We start from the raw sequence: 18,608 nt of genomic DNA, 5'->3' as shown, positions 1-18,608 counted from the left end.
CCATTTGTATGGCGTGAACCGCTTATCCGGAAACTACCGTGTTATCCTCGAGATGAATGAACGGCTGAAGTTGGGGAGCCGGAAACTGGTCGCGAATGTCCGGACGTGGGTCCTCGTCAACGCGTAGCGGCTTGGTTGCAAGGTACGATAGCTTTGCCCGCTGTCGTATCAGCCGCTACCCAACGTGTGAAAAGTAAAGGACATGCGGTGGCGAGCGTCGAAATCAGCGGACTTTCCAAGAGCTTCGGCGACACCACAGTGCTACTGCCGACCGACCTGACGATCGAGGAGGGCGAGTTCATCGTCCTCGTCGGGCCGTCGGGTTGCGGCAAGTCGACACTGTTGCGGATGATCGCCGGGCTTGAGGTGCCAAGCACCGGAAGGGTGGTGATCGGCGGACGCGATGTGACCGATGCGGCGCCGTCGGATCGCGGGCTGGCGATGGTGTTCCAGTCCTACGCGCTGTACCCGCATCTCACAGTCGCGGAGAACATCGCGTTTCCTTTGAAGGTCGCAAAGGTCGCCAAGCGCGAGATCACCGAGCGCGTCGCGGAGGTCGCGGCGATGCTCGATCTGTCGGATCTGCTCGACCGGCGGCCGCGGGCCTTGTCGGGTGGGCAGCGTCAGCGGGTATCGATCGCGCGCGCAGTCGTGCGTCGACCGAAGGTATTGTTGCTCGACGAGCCGTTGTCGAACCTCGATGCCAACCTGCGCTCACGGATGCGGCACGAATTTGCGCGGCTGCATCAACAGCTTGGCGCTACGATGATCTACGTGACGCACGATCAACTCGAGGCGATGACGCTTGCCAACCGCATCGTCGTGATGAACGAGGGGCGTGTCGAGCAGGTCGGGCCGCCCATCCAAGTGTACCGGCGACCGGCGAGCCTGGCAGTCGCCGCGGCGATCGGCTCGCCCGGGATGAACCTGCTCGCGGCAACGATTGCGTCGGTCGACGCCGAAGGCACGACGGTAAGACTGGCAGGCGGCGAGATGGTGAGGACCGGCGCGATCGTGTCGGAGGAGGCGGTCGGCGCGGCGGTTACACTCGGCGTCCGGCCCGAACACCTGCACGTCGATGATACAGGACCGTTCGTTGGCGCGGTCGAGCTATTCGAGCGGCTCGGGCCGTTGTCGTTCGCGTATCTCGGCGCGCGCGGCGCGGCGGATACGATCGTCGCGCAATTGCCGGGGGACCGCTCGATCACGCTTGGCGAAGCCCTGCGGGTCGGCGTTGCGCCCGACGACGCGCATGTGTTCGGCGCCGATGGCTGCGCCTATCCCTTCACGCTGCCGCCGAGCAGCCCGGTCAGGTAATAACGCTGCATCGCCAGGAAGAGCAGCAGCACGGGCATCGTCGTGACGACCGCGGCGGCCATCATCAGCTCGCCATCCGCCGAATGCTCGCGCGCGATCGCCGCGACCGCGACCGGCAACGTGTAGAGATGCTGGTCGGCCAGCACGATCAGCGGCCAGAGGAAGTCATTCCACGAGCCGAGGAACATGAACAGCGCCAGCGTGACGACGATCGGGGTGAGCAGCGGGAGGACGATCGTCACGAAGATCCGCGCCTCACTCGCACCGTCGATCCGCGCCGCGTCGATCATCTCGTTGGGGATCGCCAGGGTTGCCTGCCGTACGAACAGGATCGCGAAGATACCAGCGAGCGATGGCAGGATGACGCCCGCATAGCTGTTGACTAGCCCGAGCTGCTTGAAGATCAGGAAGAGCGGCAGCATCGCGACCTGGCCGGGTACGACCAGCGACGCGATCAGAATCTTCAGCAGTCGCTCGCGCCCGCGGAAGCGCAGTTTGGCGAAGGCGTAGCCGGCCGGCACCGTGAGCAGCAGGCCGAGCAGCGTCGAGATCGCTGCGATGGCGATGCTGTTGAACAATGCCGGGACGATTCGGTAGTCGAACCACGCGCCGTCGATCAGCCGCCGGACGAGCAGTTCGTGGTAGTTCTCCATCGACCAATGCGATGGCCAGAGCGGCGTCGGCAGATTGCTCGACTCGCCGCGCGGCATGAACGAGACGATCACCATGTAGAGCAACGGTGCGATCGTCAGCGCGGTCAGCAGCGCGACGAGCGTATTGGCGAGGATCGCACGCGGTTTCGTCAGAGCCATTCGTAGCGCCTCCCGATCCGCGTCTGGATCATCGTCAGCGCGAGGATCATCAGGAACAGGACGAACGCGACCGCGCTGGCCTGACCGAGGTTCCACCATTTGAAGCCCTCGTCGAACATGAAATACAGGATCGTCGTCGTGCTCTGCGCAGGCCCGCCGAGCGTCATGACATAGGGCTCGGCAAAGATCTGGAGGAAGCCCGCGACGCTCATCACCGCGGCGAGCAGTAACGTCGGGCCGATCGCAGGGAGGGTGACGTGGCGGAAGCGGCCCCAGCGATCGGCGCCGTCAAGCCGCGCGGCTTCCATCAGGTCCTGCGGCACTGCGGACAGCGCGGCGGTGAAGACTATCATGTTGTAGCCGAAGATCTTCCACGTGACGAAGATGAGGATCGCGGGAATCGAGGTGTGCGGGTTGCCCAGCCAGTCGACCGGCGCTGCCCCAACCGTCGCCAGTGCGCGGTTGATCAGCCCCGAGCGTTCGTTGAACAGGAAGCGCCATACCACCGCGGTCGCGACGATGCTGGTGACGTAGGGCGCGAACAGCAGCACGCGCCACAGCGGCTTCCACCGCACCGTCGCGTCGTTGAGCAGCAGCGCGACGGCGAGCGACGCACCGATCGCCATCGGCACGCCGAGCAGGGCGAACAGCGCGGTATTGCCGATCGCGCGCCAGAACAGCGGCGTCGAGAACAGGTCGATGAAATTGCCGAGCCCGACGAAGCGCAGGTTCGCCCAGTCGGCGAGCGCGTAGATCGAGTAATCGGTGACCGACAACGCCATCGCCAGTGCGGTCGGCAGGACGAAGACCAATGCGATGATCGCGAGGACCGGTGCGGAGAAGAGCCAGGCGGCCCGTTCCTGGCGGGTCATGCCAGCGTGCCCGCCTCGACCAGCGCGCGGCGCTTGGCGAGCAACTGGTCGACGCGCGTGTCGAGCCCGGCGAGCGCTTGCGGAATCGTCTGGTCGTTTCGAACGACGCGTTCGGCGGCGAACTGGATTTCGAGTTTGATCCGCTCCCATTCGATCACCTTCGGTGCGGTGGCAGGGAAGCGCATCTGTGCCTTGAACGGCGCGAGTATCGGCGCGCGGAGTTGCGGCGACGTCCACGCACTAAGCCGGGCCGGGAGATTGCCGATCATGGTCTGGTAGCGGAGTTCGCTCGCCGGTGAACTGAGGTGGCGGACCAGGGCCCAAGCTTCGGCCGGGCGCGGTGTCGACGCGGACACGCACAGGCTGGTGCTCAGCCCCGACACTGCGCCGACGCCGTGCGGACCCGCGAGCCGCGCCGTCGCCCAGCGCTCGGCGGGGATCTCCGCGGCACGTCGATGGAGGTCGAGCATCGTCGTCGGCCCGGTCGGCCAGATCGCGAAATAGCCTTGCGCGAACGCCGCGACCGGATCCTGAATCTCGGTCGAGAGCGCTTTTGGCGCGAGCCCTTCGGCAAATATACGCGCGTAATAGGCGAACGCGGCACGAGCCTCCGGCGTCTGGAAATTGCCGCGCGTATCATGGTCGCGCAGCAGCGTCGCGCCGGTCTGGCCGAGCATCGTGATGAGCATGTCGGGCCAGTTGAGCAGAAGCATGAACACGAAGTCGTCGGGCCGCTGTCGCTTGATGGCATGACCCATGCGGAGCCAGCCGTCCCAGTCTTCGGCAGGCGCGGCATAGCCAGCCTTGGCGAGGATATCTCGTCGGTAGAACTGGACCTGAGGCGCGACCGACCACGGCACGGCGAAGTCGCGCCCGCCGACACGGGTCGCGTCGAGCACCCCGGGGAACAGATCGGCGACCATGGCCGGCGGCGGGACGGGGGCGATTGCACCGATCGTGGCGAATTCCTGGACCCAGCCGGTATACAGCATCAGCACGTCGGGCATGGCGCCGCCAGCCTGCGCGGTCAGCAGCTTTTCGTGTGCTGCGGTCGCAGGCAGCGATTGTATGTCGACCGGGATCCCGGTCGCGGCGGTGAAGGCGGGCATCAGCATCGGCGAATAATCGCCCTCGTAACTCATCGCCCAGAATTTCAGCGGTTCGGGTGCGCGCGATCGGGCACAAGCCGCGAGGCCGAGCGTCGGCAGAAGCCCGAGCGCGCTTCGTCGAGTCCAGTCGTGCGGCTGTGCCCCCATCGCCGGATCGTGGCGCATCGCGGCCTTCCACGCCACCCCCTGCGGGAGGCGATACCCAGCGAAATACTGCGTTAGGTTAATGCCTTGGCGGGGATTGCACGGCCGACATGCTTGCCCCGTGGCGGCCGATGCGCTTAAGCCGGAGGCAACGCTGGCGGGGGCCAATGCCGGCGAACAGGGAGAGAAGTTATGCGTATCCTTTGCCGCCGTCATCTGCTGTCTGGCGTCGCGCTGCTTGCCGCAACGTCGGTACAGGCACAGGTCGCTTCACCGGCCACTGATGCGCCCGCGGACCCGGCCCCCGAAGCAGCAGGTGAGATCGTCGTGACCGGTTCGCGCATCGCCCGCCCCGATTACGCGGCGCCCAACCCGATCGTCTCGTTCAGCGCGGCCGACCTCCAGCAGTCGGGCAACACCAACGTCACGACCTTTCTCCAGCGCGTGCCGGCGCTCACTAATTCGCGCGACAGCACGCGGACGGCGGGCAACGCGCAGGCCGACGGCAGCTTCGGGCAGGTCGGGCTCAACCTGCTCGATTTGCGCGGGCTTGGCCCCAACCGGACGCTGGTGCTCGTCAACGGCCGCCGCCATGTCGCCGGCCAGCCCGACACCGCTGCTGTGGACATCAATGCGATCCCCACTGATTTGATCGAGCGCGTCGATGTGCTCACAGGCGCGGCGTCGGCTGTGTACGGCGCGGACGGCGTCTCGGGCGTCGTCAACTTCGTGCTGAAGCGTGATTTCGATGGCGTCGCGGCCCGCAGCCAGTTTGGCATCTCTGAGCGGGGCGACGCCGCCAACCGCTTCGCCTCGCTGATCGCGGGCCGCAACTTCGCCGACGGCCGTGGCAATCTAACGCTCGCCTACGAGTATAACGCCGACCAGCCGCTCGCGAACGACGATCGTCGGTATCTCGCACAGGGCGACCGCCAGTATTTCGTCAACCTCGACAATTACGACCCGATGCGCCCTGGCAGCTACAAGGTCGGACCGGTCGGCGACCTGCGCTATCCGTACAGTTCGAACCAGGGCATCGTGTATATCGGCGACCAGGTTTTCCGCGGCGACGGCGCGCTCTACACGCCCGGCCGGTTCCTGCAGAACGACGGGTACACGGTCGGCGGTGACGACACGCCGGTCGCGGGCTATATCGGCGATATCTTCCCGCGTACCCGCCGCCACGCGATCAACGCGCTGACGCATTACGACGCGTCGGACGCGTTCAAGGTCAGCCTGGAGGGCAAGTTCGTCCAGTCGACCGTGACCAGCTTCGGCGGTTATGGCGGCAATTATCCGGCGACCATCGCGCTCGACAATCCGTATATCCCGGCAAGCATTCTGGCCGCCGCGACAGCTGCCGGGCTCGGCTCGGTCGATGTCAACCGCAACAATTTCGACATCCCGCGGCGTGGCGAGGAAGACCGGCGGCGCACCTATCGCGGCGTCGTCGACGTCACCGGTCGCATATCGGAGCATGCGAGCTACGACGTCTCCTATACCTACGGCCAGACCGACGTCCGCGCGACCAAGCTCAACGACCGTCTCAACGATCGCTTCCTGAACGCGCTCGACGCGGTGCGCGGGCCGGGCGGAACGATCGTGTGCCGCTCGGCCGACGCCCGCGCGGCCGGCTGCATCCCCGTCAACACGTTCGGCAGCAACACCGTGAACCCCGCGTCGTTCGGGTATTTCCTGAGCAACCCAGCGAGCGATGCACGGCTGACGCAGCATGTTGCCAACGCGTCGCTGAACGGCGACTTCGGGCAGTTCTTTGCGCTGCCCGGCGGCCCGGTCGCGTTCGCGGTAGGCGGCGAATACCGGCGCGAGTCGAGCAGCTTCCGCCCCGCGCAGGCGATCAGCGACAACGCGTTCTATCAATATGACGAATATATCCTGCCGACCCCGTCGAGCGGCCGTTTCGATGTCCGGGAAGCGTTCGGCGAGCTCAACGCGCCGATTTTGAAGGACGTGCCGTTCGCCAGCCTGTTGTCGGTCGGTGCCGCGGGACGCTATTCGGATTATTCGACGGTCGGCTCGACCCGCGCCTATCAGTTCAACGGCATCTACGCGCCGATCCGCGAGATCAGCTTCCGCGGCTCCTACGGCCGCTCGGTCCGCGCGCCTAACATCGGCGAGATCTTCCGCCCACAGACTGGCAGCAGCAATTTCTTCTCCGACCCGTGCTATCTCGGCAACCGCACGCTCGGGACGCAGTTCCGCACCGCGAACTGCCAGACGCTGATTACCGGCGCAGGGGGCAATCCCGCCACCTTCACCGCGCAGAACAACCCGAACGCGACGATCTTCATCCCCGGCACGCAGCAGGGCAATCCGGACCTGCGCGCCGAAGTAGCCCGTACCTGGACCGCAGGCGTCGTGGTACGGCCAATTGCGGGGTTGTCGATCGGGCTCGACTGGTACGATATCCGGTTGCGCGACGCGATCAACACGCCCGATGCGAACACGATCGCGTCCCTGTGCGTCGACCAGCCGACGCTCGACAACGCCTATTGCAACGCGATCAGCCGCGAGCGCGGCACCGGGTTCATCAACGGCTATGTCGTCCAGCCGCAGAACGTCGCGGCGTTCCGCACCGCCGGCGCCGAACTCAACATTGCCTATCGCTTCCGGACGGCGCGAGCAGGCGCGTTCGATATCCGGCTAGTCGGCGGCTATCTCAACAAGCTCGAACAGGTCGCCACGCCGGGCGCCATCACCGAGGACAATGTCGATCAGCCGTTCCGTCCGACATATACCCTCACATTCTCTCCGAGCTGGACCACGGGGGCGCTGACGGTGAGCTACAACCTGCGCTGGCAGGACGGCGTCCGCCGGTTTGCGAAGGTCGATACCGATGCGAACCCAAGCCTCGTCGATCCGCGCTATCTCCGGTACAAGGAGCTGTGGCAGCATGACGTGCAGACCGAGGTCGCGGTTGACGAGAGATTCTCGTTCTATGGCGGGGTCAACAACCTCGCCGACCAGAAGCCAGACATCGGCTTCGAGACCAACGTGCCGATCTCGCCGGTCGGGCGGTATTTTTACGCGGGTGCGAAGGTCCGGTACTGAGACGGTCGGGAGTTGACCGCGAGGGACGCCTCGACGACGGACGGTGGATTGCAGAACTGAGAAAAGACGCCTGTGCTGACCGAAGACATGCTGCGCCTCATCACGATGGAGGAAGGGGCCTTTATCGATCCGAGCTGCACGGTTATCGATCCGCATCGCCTGACGCTGCGTAGGGGTGCGTTCGTCGGCCCGGAAGGACTGATCGACGCCGGCGGTGGCGTCGAGATCGGCGAAGCGGTGCGGATCAGCTACCGGTGCACGATCATCTCGCTGACCCACCACATCACGCGCTCGGTCTGGCGACGGGGCGTGGACGGGGATCGACTTCGGCCTGTCCTGATCGAGCGCGGTTGCTGGGTAGGCGCCAACGTCACCATCTACCCAGGCGTTATCGTGCGAGAGGGGTGCGTCATCAACGCCGGTTCGGTGGTTGCGAAATCTACCGAAGCACATGGACTTTACTGTCCACCATATGCCGTGCGTATCAAAGACCTTGAGTTCGAGTGACGGCTAATCACGATCGCGTCGTCAAGACCACCTCTCTACGTTCCTTCTGCCCGAAGCTCTCGTACGACGCGCCGAAAAAAATGGCGTATCGCCAAATGAACGGACGGCCGGAGTTGGGACGAGGCTATGGAGCCCTGAGGGGCCGTTTGTGGGTCTCCGCGGCCGCTGGTCGCCTGATCGCTGCATGACCAAGCTCGTCTGCTCCCAAGGTCTTTCGCATCCTGGAACCCGCCGCTTAAAGGGGCTCGAAGCCTTTCCGTTTCTCCGTGTCCACCAGCCCATATTGGGAAAGTGTATGCGGGGAAGGGTTTGGGAAAGCGGTTTACGATGGTGAACGGTCGCGTGGTAAGCGCGGCCGGCATACCAGTGAGAGGGCAGTAATGACGGACGCCGCAAACGTAATTGCCGTGGACCACACAGGCTTCGCTGTGTCGTCTTTGGACGAAGCCGTTCGGTTCTGGACGGGAGACGCCGCAAACGTAATTGCCGTGGACCACACAGGCTTCGCTGTGTCGTCTTTGGACGAAGCCGTTCGGTTCTGGACGGGAGCGCTCGGTTTCACACTTGAGCGGCAATCGGACATGGGGGGCGACTTCCTGCATCAGGTGACAGGTGTGGATGATCCGAGTGTGAAAACGGCGATCGTCAGGGCACAAGACGGCTACGTGGTCGAACTGTTGGAATATTCAAACGGGCTCCAGAACGGGACGGTGCTCAGCGGCGCGGGATCGATCGGAGCGGCCCACCTGGCTCTGACCGTAAAGGATATTCACGTCGCCATTGCCCGCGTCGAGGCAGCAGGATGGAAGGCGAAAGGCAATCCGTTGCCGATCCCGGGTGGTCCACGGAAGGGAACGTTGGTGGCCTACGTTTCAGGCCCCGATCATATCACGATAGAGCTTATGCAGCCGACAGCCAGTTAATGGGCCGGTAAAAGCTTTGCCGCCTCATCATCCTTTTGAAAGCTGGCGAGGCAGCGGGCAGGGCCGAGGCTCAGCACCTTCTCTGCTGCAATACTGAATGGATGGCGGAAATTGGGAAGCCAGAAAGAGGCCGCGAATGACCGCAAGTGGGTCTTTGCGATGGCAGACCTGTTGCAGGCGGCTAGGCGGGCTTCTGTCGCACCCCACTGGCGCGCTCAACGAACATCGCCTGCGTTTCCGCTCAGCGCGGCGCTTGCGGCGGCTAATCCTTTCATCATGCGCAGTAAGACGCTCATATCGGTCAACCGCTTCAACCCATTTCTCAGGGTCTTAGGCGGCGGTTTGCAATTTCGCTGCGCGTTAGCTTTCTGCCTTTCCCCCTCCATGCCAGCGACTGCGCGTTAAGGGCAATCAAGTCAGCCGTTCCGGCTAGCAGCGCCTCGCCGGTAGCGATCGCACGGGCTAGCACCGCCTCGGGCGCATTAGCGTAAGCGGGTCTACCTACAATATGGTCGTACCAACATCCGCCGCAGGCATCGTCGAGCAGTATACGTTGAAAACAGTGATCAAGCCGCAACGACCATCGCGATTCGATTGCGCGCTTGGGGAGGCGTATGCGGGTGAGATCCAACCACTGCTGCTCGATTACTGGTCGTGTGAATTCCGTCACCGATAACCCCCGTGGCTCACCCACAATGCCTGCAACAGTGAGCACTAATAGTCCGGAGTGGCTAGATTTGGGCAAGACTTGCTGCCACTTGAATGAATGGCAGGTTTCGAGACGCTGGCATAGGCCACGAATGTCGCATCGTGGGTCCGCTCACACCTCGGTGCGTTCGGCCAATTCCAAAGCGTCCTCCACGTCAACGCCCAAGTAGCGCACCGTGCTGTCGATCTTGGCATGGCCGAGAAGGATCTGAACGGCGCGGAGGTTACCAGTCGCCTTGTAGATGATCGATGCTTTCGTGCGCCGTAGCGAGTGCGTCCCATAATCCTGCGCCGGAAGGCCGATGCCGACCACCCACTCGCGCACAAGGCGGGCATATTGCCGCGTGCTCATGTGGTCCATGTAGTCGTTACGGCTCGGGAAAACGAAGTCGTTCAGTGTCCCCCCACGTCGCTCCAACCATGCCCGCATCGTCTTTCGCGCCGTGTCCATTATCTCGAACTGAACCGGTCGTTTGGTTTTCTGCTGAACCATGACGGCGCGGTCACGGACGCGCCCGCCGGAAATTACATCGCCGATCCGCACCCTGACCACGTCACAGCCGCGTAACTTGCTGTCGATGGCGAAGTCGAACAGCGCTCGGTCGCGTAGTCGCCTATGCTGGTCGAGCCAGAAGCGAATGGCCCAGACCTGTTGCTGTTTCAGCGCCCGCTTCGCACCGATCAGCCGGCCTTCGTTCCAAGGCCGAAGTTCGTGAAAGGCGGGGTCCATTGACGAGTGACCCATCGATCATCTCCATCGGCCCAAATCGGTCATTCGAGTGTACGCAGGCGCAGTAAACCGGCGGTTTGGAAATGTGGTTGATCAGCCGTCGATGATGCTGAACGAGCTGTCGGTTTCGTGCGGCGCCTCGCAGTCTCTGTGCGGCCGGAAGTGGGTCAAGGCAGCTAGCCACGTGGTTTACCATTGCTGCTGAACCACTGGCCGCTCTAGCTTATTCAACGCTACGCAAGGGGGCAGGATGAAACGCCACGGATTCATACTAGGAACGCTGGTTTTTGCGCTCAGCCCGGTCCATTCCCAAGAGCCGATCGCAAATCCAAGCCTGACAGCCTCGGCCACGGGTGTTCGCGATGCCGCCCATGCCCGTGACATTGCGCTGCGCCGCTTCGACGTCGCCGTTCGCGTGCATGGGGCGGTGGCCGAGACGACCATCATCGCAGAGTTTTCCAACGAAGGGCGTGAGGTGCTCGAGGGCGACTTCCGTCTCGCGCTTCCCAAAGATGCAGTGGTTACTGGTTATGCACTCGATATCGGCGGTACGCTCGTCGACGGCGTTCTGGTCGATCAGCCAAAGGCCAAGGCGGTCTACGAGGCGCAAGTTCGTCATCGTGTCGATCCCGGGCTGGCAGAAGTCGTGCCCGACGGAGGTTTCCGCACCCGCGTCTTTCCCATCCCGCCGGGCGGAGGACGAAAGATCCAGGTGCGCTTCGTCGCGCCGATCGGTGCCGAGGGATTCCGTCTACCGCTGCGCATCGGCGCGGCGCGGGAGGGGTGGACGGTCAGAGTGATGGCGGATGGTGTGCGGGCTATGCCGGCACTGCTGATGCCGGACGGTCGGCAGGGAACGTGGCAGGGCGGTGGGCAACAGGGTGGACAGAGTGCCGAGGCGAGCGGCAACGGCACGCTGAACGGCGCGATAGTCGTCGCGCCCGTCGCGACCGCGGACACGATCGTCAGCCGTCACCATACGAGCGAACAATATGTCCAGCTGTCTGGGATGCTGCCCCCGGCCGCTGCGTCGAAGGCGGGCGGGACGCTACGGGTCTATTGGGACCGATCACGCTCGCGTCTCTTAGACCGCCACGGCACCGAATATGCGCTGCTCCGCCAGGTGATTGCCGCCTTACAGCCTCAGCAGATTGAGATTGTGACGTTCGCAAGCGACGGCGCCACGCGCACTATCGCCGCGACGGCGGATGCGGCGATCGAGGCGGTGCGGGGCGTACGCTACCGCGGCGCCACGAGTTTTGAAGCTGTGGCGGAGGCAGCCGGATCTGCTACGGCTAAGGCTGGGACGCCGCCTGACCGTTGCCTGCTGTTCTCCGACGGGCGGCCGACAATCGACCGTGCAAGCGTTTTCGCGCCCCGCTGCCGACTGGATGCGATCGCTGTATCGCCGACGGCGGACATCGGCTGGCTGAGACATCTTGCAGGAGCTACTGGTGGGCAGGCGTTTGCACCAGGAGAGGACGTTGCTGGCGTCGCTGCTGCGCTCGCGAGCGCTGTGGCCGGCGTCGCCGGGGTAGTTGACCAGAACGGTAACGAACTCGCCGTCGTGCCGCTTGCTGCACCCCCAGGGCAGTGGCGTGTAGTCGCGCGTGCCCCAGCGCGAGGAGGTGTTCGGGTGCGAATCGGTGGAGCAGAAACGCTACGGTCACTTGGCGAGGCCGTGCCGTTCGATGGTGACGGCGCACTGGTGGCTGCCAATCTGTTGACGACTTTGGGTGGGACCGCGCAGCGGCTCGAGTATGTTGCGACCAGTCGGCGTTACGGCGTTGCCAGTCCCAGCTTGGCGTTCCTCGTGCTAGAAGCGCCTCAGGACTATCTAACTGCCGATATCGCCCCACCCGCCAATTATCCCTCCGACGCGCTATTGCTATATCTTGCGAGCCGGAAGCGGATGGACGGCGAGCGCGCCGATGAAAAACGGCTGCGGTTGGAGCGGGTAACGCGTGATTGGACGGAACAGGTCGCCTGGTGGAAAAAGCGGTTCGATCCAATCGCGGAAGCGGCCGCCAAGAAACAAGCTGCCCGTCATGCCCGTTCGAACAACCCACCGGCGGTAGTAATGTATGCACCGCCACCGCCACCGCCACCGCCACCGGCGCCTGCACCCGAACCTGGCGAGGCAGCTCCCTTAGGTGCCGATATCTTAGTGACCAGTAGCCGTGTGCAACCATCGGCCCCTGCCATCTCGATCGAGGCCTGGCAGCCCGATCGCGAGTATCTACGAACGTTCGACGCCGCGCCGGCACGGTTCGACGAGCGCTTCGCCGAGGCAGAGCCCGAAGCCGGTGGCGTGCCGGCCTTCTATCTGGATTCTGCAGAATGGCTACGTCGCCATAGGCGGACCATGGATGCGGTGCAGGTCGTGCTGTCCGCGCTTGAACTGCCGACGGCCAACGCGACGACATTGGGCATCGTCGCTGACCGGCTGGAGCGATATGGCGCGATCGATCGAGCGATTGAATTGCGGGAGCGGCAGGCGGCGCTAGAGCCCGACCGGCCACAGCCTCGGCGTCTGCTCGCGCTTGCCCTTAGCACGCGCGCTACAACCCGACCGGCGACAGCGCTGGCGGATTTGACGCGGGCTGTCGCGCTATTGCGCGAGGTGGCGGTCATGCCATTGGACCAACGCTGGGACGGGATCGACCTGGTTGCGCTGATGGAGGCCAATGCACTGCTGCCGCCGCTAAAGCGTCTGGGCGGACGCAGTCCTCTGGAACCTGCGCTTACGGCACTGCTCGACACCGATATTCGCGTGGTCGTCGACTGGACGACGGACGCCACCGATCTAGACCTTTGGGTGGACGAGCCCGGCGGCGAGCGGGCGATCTACAATCATCCGCGGACCGCGAGCGGCGGGCATCTTTCGAACGACATGACGACGGGTTTTGGTCCGGAGGAGTATTTCCTCCATCGCGCGCGTGGTGGAGAGTATGTCGTTCGCGCCAACGTCTATAATGCCGACCGGCTTGACCCCAATGGCTCGTCGCTACTGACCGTGCATCTGTTCCGCGATTTCGGTAGGGCAGCCCAGCAAGTCGAGGCAGTAGATATCGAGCTGAAACGCGACGAACATGGAGAAAAGATGATCGGACGGATCGCTATTTTGCCGAAACAAAGAAAACGGTAAATTCTACTTCGGGGGGGGCGGCGCGGCAGACGCTCTAGTCTGCTTGGCAGTACGGAATTTCCCCATGTAGTCTCTTGGCCGAATTGCGGCACAGGCATGTGACTAAGCTCGACCACGTCTGCAAAATAAGTACACGTTGCTCTCGCGCTTGTCAGATGAACAGATGGTAGGAGACGGGGAGCGTTCAAGCTAAGGCTGGATCTCGCCTTTTTAGTCGTCATGCCTTATATTCACGTCTGCAGCCGGCCTGAGCCGTCCTGCAAAAGCCAGAAGCGGGTATATCGTTGCAGGCGCGGAAGAATGATCCACTGCAAGGTTGCGGTGAGAAGCAGAGACGACGGCAAAAGCTGCAGCGGCAGCGGTGCGTCTTTCAAGGCTGCACGGACCATCATGCTGATGATAAGCAGGACCGGGAACACCGTCAGCCATGTCGTCACGAACCGCTTCCATTTGCTCGCACTCGCATCGCTCGGCAGATCAAAAATGACCCCGTCGCCTACCTCGAGCTGGCGCAGCGCTGTAGAGAAGCGATCCGCGATGGCGACATGCGCGCGCATCTTGGGGTCGTCATGCCATGTATCGGCTGCGGCGCGATCGTCGAAGCGAAAGAGTAGGTGCTGAAAGCCAGCCGTCTGACCGAGCCGGATGGCAGCCCGATACCCCGGCGCCACGCGGGCCAGCCGGTTCAGCTCTTCCACCCAGCGTTCGAAATCCCGCTCATGGCCGGCACGGATGGCCCGGCTGGTGACGATGGTGGCGGTTTGGTCAGGATCGATTGGCATAATTCGAGAATATCCAAGGTAGCCGGCATGTTGCCCGGTCGCGGCACGTATTTCGCCCGTTGCCACCCAGCCTCAAGGCAGGCCTATCAACTTTCGCGCCGGGCTAATCGTAAAGCGCGTCACCGAGCCGCCACGGGGATGAGTCATTGCGCCTTACCGATCCATGCCCGGCCGGATCCCAGATCGAGCGTCAGATTGCGCTTTCCCATCAGCTGCAAGCCGATATTGCCGTCCATGATCATATTCGGAAAGACCCGTGCTTGCCCGGTAAATACTACGTCGCGCGTGATCGTCGCGCTAACCGGCTGAGCCGTCCGAATGTCCGTGCGTAAGCCAAGAAGCGGCGCGATCTGCGGCGATACGAAGATCGTTGGCCCTGCATTGGCCGAGTCCAGTTCCATCCAGGCACGACCCCGGGGGGTGTTCACCCCGATGTTGACGTCAAGGGCGGCACCTTCTGCTCCCCGCACCAGCCGAACCGGCACTTCGAGACCGGACTTCATACGCGCCGCGAGGGAGCCCGGTGTTTCGATCACGATCTGGCGACTGGCGAAGCTGATAGTGATGATACGGCCAGCGAAGAGGTCAAGTCCAATCGAGCCGTCCAGCTTGGCGGTGTCGGCGTCGAGCTTGCCGAGATCGTAGACGATCGTTGTCGGTGCTGTGTAGGCGTGGTTGCCCATTTTGAAAGCGACGTCATCGCAACGTGGTAGGTCCAGTCGCTCTCCGGTCATACGGAACGCCGTGACGTTACCCCAAGGTTCGCAGCCAAGGTCGCGGGCCAGGGCTGGCGTAATCATTGTCACCCCCTCGCCGGTGTCAAACAAGAAGATGCGCTCGCGACCGCCGACCGATGCCTGAACAGTGAACTGTTTACCTTGAAAAAGCTCTAGGCTTATCGTTTGTGGGCTGCGGTCTTGCGATGGTCCGGCGGGAAGGGCAGCGAGCAACGCGCCCATCATCAAAATTTTCATTAGCATCCCCTTTGTTCATTGGCTCGCGACCGACGCTATGCTCGGAAGCTCGCAAACGTCCGAATGTAAGCCGCCAAGTTCACGAGCGCGGTGCCCGTAGCGTTTTCGCTTGCGACTTTGATTTCCCCTTACCCCGCGGGTTTCACTGGCGGCGGGGCCCCCATGCCGGCGGGTGCTGCAACGGCACTGTGTTTGAGCCAAACCCGTCCTCGGGCAAGATCCATGGTGACCACCCAATCTTTCAGAAACGGCATGCCAAGGTTTCCATCGATCACGATGTCGGGGCTGAAGATCATCCCGGACGCTTCGACATTGGGGGCGATCTGGAAGCGGCCCTGTTGCGGCCCCTCGCCAGTAACCTTCTTCAAGCCGAATAAAGGAAGGAGTTTTGGCGCGACCAGGATTGTGCCACCGTTGCCGCTGTCCAACTCAAGGCGCACCGGTCCACGTTCGGTGGGGACGTCGATGAAAACAGACAGCGCCAGACCGCCAATCTCACGAGCCAGACTTGCCGGAAGCTCCACTGCATCCGCCCTGCGCCTAGCCGTGCTCTCAGGTGTTTCCAACGTGAGTTCACGACCTGCGAAATCGATCGTGACAGTGCGCCCAGCGAATGCGTCGAGGGCAAGCAGGCCATCGATCGGTGTGTCGGGAGACCCCACGTCCATGACGATTGCAACAGGGCTCTGTAGCGTCTGGTTCTTCCAGTGGATTGCAACATTGTCGCAACGTGGGGCGGTGATCTTTGTGCCGGTCATATGAAAGCCGGTAATTGATCCCCAGGGTTGGCAGTTCATTTCCTTCGCCAGCGCTGGTGAGAGCACCGTCAGTCCGCCTGCTGTGTCGAGTTGAAATAGGCGCTCCCGTCCGGCCACCTTCACTCGTGCCGCTACGCCTTTGCGGTAGCTTTCCAACGGCAGCCGCACCGGACCGTTTGGGGCAGCATTCGCTCCAGACGCTAAACTAATGAGCAACGCAGCCGATAATAACCTTTTCAAGATAATGCCCTTTTCGCGGTACGACACTCGCCCATCGAAGCAGTCCAATAGACGCTGGTATTTACTATTCCAGGCTAAAGGTCAGTGATCCAGCGCTCGAGCTGATTAGTATTACGCATATCACCCGTGTAAGCGTGTGCTGGCCTGGCCGGGACGTTCGAGCCACGTTTTCTGCCGCGATACACCTTCATCGGAATGACGGCCCGGGCAAAGCCGCTGGGCAGAGCGACTTGCCGTACGTCCATATAAAGCGAGTCAGCGCTGGTCTCCTGCCCGACATGAATGCCGCCTAATGCGGTCCATAGATCGACCGCATCAAGACATGCCGATCCGCATCCCCAGTCCGTCAGCACGAACACACGCCCCTTCAGCACGGGAGCAGCGCCGGTTGCCGCTGGCTTCGCTTCGTCGGCATCGACCTCACGCCAGAGCGCCTGCCCGAGCGCGCGGGCAGATGTCATGCCTTTCGCTGTGCGATCGGCCCAGTCTCTCGCCGCCTGCGAAACATCGGCGGAATGCTGCCAGGCGGTACGATAGCCTTCGAGCGTGGCAATGTTTCCAGCCGAAGCGCGCCAGTCGACCCCTTCCGATCCTGATGGAAGCGCATTCACCGCAGCCTGGCCCCAGAGAATAGCCGCAATCTGATACGACCAGTCGGACGATCCACCGCCATTGCCTCGAAGGTCTAGCACGATGCGCGGTGCGGCTGCGATCGCGATGGCGTCCCTTTTCATCGATTTGATCATTGGCGTAAGGGACCTGGCATCAGCGCTGTCGGGGTCACCGTTGAAGCCGGGAAGCGAAAACCAGCGCGTGCCGTCAGTAAGGGTTCGAGCCGCGAACTCCGGATGCGCCCGCGGGGCAGTGGCGGCAAACCGAGTGTCGAAGTCTGCCTCAGGCAGATCGCGCCAGCTGAGCGTCACATCCTTTGGCTTGCCATCGACCTTGAAACGGCAGCGGACTGGACGCTTGATGTAAGGGTTAGTGGCGTCGAGAAACAATCGACCACCATTGATTGCTCGCTGGCTGACCAGTTCCCACCTGCCGCGGAAAGCACCGACGTTGCGGGTAGCCAGGCGTTGGGCATCAATGCCATCGCAGCTTACGAGTACTGCTCCGAGCGGCAGGACAGCGTCATCTGCTCGGGTCATCACGACCTGACGTCCGGCGCCTTCAAAGCCCGTCAGGAAGCCGGGCCAGCGGATCGGCAGGGCGGCTGGCTGGTCGACGTCGAGCGCGACATGTCCATCGTTGAAGCTCGCCACGTAACCGCGCATTGCCCACAGATATCCCGGATAGTCTCGAACGGTCGCAGCGCGGCGCAAGGCGAAAGCCAAGCTGGCATCGTTGTGCCGCGCAAAGACGGGGTCGAGCTTGTTGTAGGGGCCAGGGTGATTGTCGGCGATCTGATCGTGATAGGCCTGAGCGTCCGTCCGCAAGGTCGCTGCCCAGTCGCGGGGCAGGTCAGTCGCACCGATCAGCAGAGCCGCCGTTGGTATGGCAAGGAGCGACAGGTTCATCTCGGCGCCGCTAATTTGCTGGCGGCCTTCTCAAGATAGGGCCTGACGTCAATCGAACTGTAGCCCGGCGTCGTTGAGGCGAAGTGTCGCAGCCAGTACCCGTGACCAGCCCCATACACGACGAGGACGCGATCGCCTGGTTTGGCCACGTTGATGAGCTTGGCGAAAATCTTATCATTGCGCAGGTACCACATGGCATTCAGATCTGCGCCGGGCTGCTCGTTACCGTCGCCAAGTCGGAGCAGGGAGTAGTATGAATCCTGTCCACCCATGGGCGTGGAGGGGTCATTATAGCGGATCAGCGTACGCGGTATGCTGGTGGTTGCCTGCTCAGCCTCAAACTTCTTGGCAGACGCTTGGACCGTCGCAAAGGCGGCGTCGAGACAGGCCTTCTGCCCGTGAGCTTTTGCATAAGCTTCGACCCGGCTGATCGGGAAATAGTCCGGTTCGCCCTTGTCGGGTTGCTCGTCGATACCTTGAACGGACCGAAGGCCGGCGCGCTCAGCGATGCGGTAACTGATCTGAATCCTCTCGTCCCGGCCGGTCTTGAGCAGGCTTGGGGTAAACGTTGCGAAGTCCATCACATCATAGGTCGGGCCCGGGCGTTGCGCCTCAACCATGACCCGTGTTGGTTTAAACGCTGCAATGGCATCAGCCAGTGCTTCCAGTTCGCGCTGGCGCTGCGGCGTAGTGACATCATCGACGTGGGCATTCACCTTGTCACGACCAGGGTTGCCGAAGTGATAGCTACCCAGCACCATCACTTGGACCGGTCGCAGTGGTTCAGCAGCAATCGCAGGTGTTGCTGCCGCAGCAAGTATAGGTAGCAGCATGCAGCAGGTCTCCTTGGTGTAATGCTCGAACAATACACGTTGAACGGTAGCTGTCTATGGATTTGCTGCGTTGGACGCCAAGCTGGATGACGTTGATCCGACCAACCGAAACTCGCGTCAGATCGCTTCCAAAATGCATCGTGCAGAAGGTTGAAGGGG

General features: G+C 62.7%; 14 protein-coding genes. 5 read left to right on the top strand and 9 right to left on the bottom strand.

All coding sequences use genetic code 11. The features are described from left to right. Positions 1 to 207 precede the first annotated feature (207 nt). Positions 208 to 1,317, top strand: a complete 1,110-nt coding sequence (locus ASE72_RS17020; RefSeq protein ID WP_056024077.1) for an ABC transporter ATP-binding protein — start codon at positions 208 to 210, stop codon at positions 1,315 to 1,317. On the opposite strand, the gene ASE72_RS17015 is transcribed toward ASE72_RS17020, so the two are convergent. The 3 genes from ASE72_RS17015 to ASE72_RS17005 are packed head-to-tail and all read right to left on the bottom strand — an operon-like array spanning position 1,278 to position 4,275. After that, positions 1,278 to 2,129 (bottom strand): carbohydrate ABC transporter permease, encoded by an 852-nt coding sequence (locus ASE72_RS17015; protein ID WP_056024074.1) that lies wholly within the window; start codon positions 2,127 to 2,129, stop codon positions 1,278 to 1,280. The two genes, ASE72_RS17020 and ASE72_RS17015, sit on opposite strands and share 40 nt — an antisense overlap. Further along, positions 2,120 to 3,001, bottom strand: coding sequence for a carbohydrate ABC transporter permease (locus ASE72_RS17010; RefSeq protein WP_056024071.1), 882 nt, complete (start codon positions 2,999 to 3,001; stop codon positions 2,120 to 2,122). Before ASE72_RS17010 ends, ASE72_RS17015 begins: the two co-directional genes overlap by 10 nt. Beyond that, positions 2,998 to 4,275: an extracellular solute-binding protein gene (locus ASE72_RS17005; protein ID WP_162235494.1), complete on the bottom strand. Its 1,278-nt coding sequence runs from the start codon at positions 4,273 to 4,275 to the stop codon at positions 2,998 to 3,000. Before ASE72_RS17005 ends, ASE72_RS17010 begins: the two co-directional genes overlap by 4 nt. Before the next feature lie 171 nt (positions 4,276 to 4,446). Between ASE72_RS17005 and ASE72_RS17000 the strand changes: the two genes are divergently transcribed. The 3 genes from ASE72_RS17000 (at position 4,447) to ASE72_RS16990 (ending at position 8,756) form a co-directional block, all read left to right on the top strand. Further along, a complete protein-coding gene (locus tag ASE72_RS17000) occupies positions 4,447 to 7,326 on the top strand; it encodes a TonB-dependent receptor plug domain-containing protein (RefSeq protein ID WP_082446190.1) in 2,880 nt (959 codons plus the stop codon). Positions 7,327 to 7,398: 72 nt separating this feature from the next. Continuing rightward, positions 7,399 to 7,833 (top strand): acyltransferase, encoded by a 435-nt coding sequence (locus tag ASE72_RS16995; protein ID WP_056024062.1) that lies wholly within the window; start codon positions 7,399 to 7,401, stop codon positions 7,831 to 7,833. A 380-nt stretch (positions 7,834 to 8,213) separates the two neighbouring features. Further along, positions 8,214 to 8,756 (top strand): VOC family protein, encoded by a 543-nt coding sequence (locus tag ASE72_RS16990; RefSeq protein ID WP_056024059.1) that lies wholly within the window; start codon positions 8,214 to 8,216, stop codon positions 8,754 to 8,756. Positions 8,757 to 9,576: 820 nt separating this feature from the next. On the opposite strand, the gene ASE72_RS16985 is transcribed toward ASE72_RS16990, so the two are convergent. Further along, positions 9,577 to 10,194: a tyrosine-type recombinase/integrase gene (locus tag ASE72_RS16985; protein ID WP_235532414.1), complete on the bottom strand. Its 618-nt coding sequence runs from the start codon at positions 10,192 to 10,194 to the stop codon at positions 9,577 to 9,579. 250 nt (positions 10,195 to 10,444) lie between these two features. On the opposite strand from ASE72_RS16985, the gene ASE72_RS19775 reads away from it, so the two are divergent. Continuing rightward, positions 10,445 to 13,342 carry a VIT domain-containing protein gene (locus ASE72_RS19775; RefSeq protein ID WP_082446186.1) on the top strand — a complete coding sequence of 966 codons (2,898 nt, stop codon included), beginning with the start codon at positions 10,445 to 10,447 and terminating at the stop codon, positions 13,340 to 13,342. A gap of 230 nt (positions 13,343 to 13,572) precedes the next feature. On the opposite strand, the gene ASE72_RS16970 is transcribed toward ASE72_RS19775, so the two are convergent. The 5 genes from ASE72_RS16970 to ASE72_RS16950 form a co-directional block, all read right to left on the bottom strand. Then, entirely contained in the window at positions 13,573 to 14,124 is a 552-nt protein-coding gene (locus ASE72_RS16970) for a hypothetical protein (RefSeq protein ID WP_056024046.1), read from the bottom strand. 143 nt (positions 14,125 to 14,267) lie between these two features. Beyond that, positions 14,268 to 15,098: a retropepsin-like aspartic protease gene (locus ASE72_RS16965; protein ID WP_162235492.1), complete on the bottom strand. Its 831-nt coding sequence runs from the start codon at positions 15,096 to 15,098 to the stop codon at positions 14,268 to 14,270. A 128-nt stretch (positions 15,099 to 15,226) separates the two neighbouring features. Further along, complete coding sequence (locus tag ASE72_RS16960; protein ID WP_162235491.1) at positions 15,227 to 16,123, bottom strand: aspartyl protease family protein; 897 nt, start codon at positions 16,121 to 16,123, stop codon at positions 15,227 to 15,229. A 47-nt stretch (positions 16,124 to 16,170) separates the two neighbouring features. Further along, the gene (locus ASE72_RS16955; protein WP_235532413.1) at positions 16,171 to 17,616 is read right to left on the bottom strand and encodes a S41 family peptidase; all 1,446 of its coding nucleotides are present in this window, start codon (positions 17,614 to 17,616) and stop codon (positions 16,171 to 16,173) included. Then, positions 17,613 to 18,449, bottom strand: coding sequence for a DUF5694 domain-containing protein (locus ASE72_RS16950; RefSeq protein ID WP_156350576.1), 837 nt, complete (start codon positions 18,447 to 18,449; stop codon positions 17,613 to 17,615). The genes ASE72_RS16955 and ASE72_RS16950 overlap by 4 nt, the downstream gene beginning before the upstream one ends. Positions 18,450 to 18,608 lie beyond the last annotated feature (159 nt).

Origin of the sequence: Sphingomonas sp. Leaf20 (genome assembly GCF_001421535.1) — a bacterium.
Lineage (GTDB): Bacteria > Pseudomonadota > Alphaproteobacteria > Sphingomonadales > Sphingomonadaceae > Sphingomonas.
Note: the sequence above shows the minus strand (reverse complement) of the source record. Positions and strands in the feature narration are given on the sequence as shown.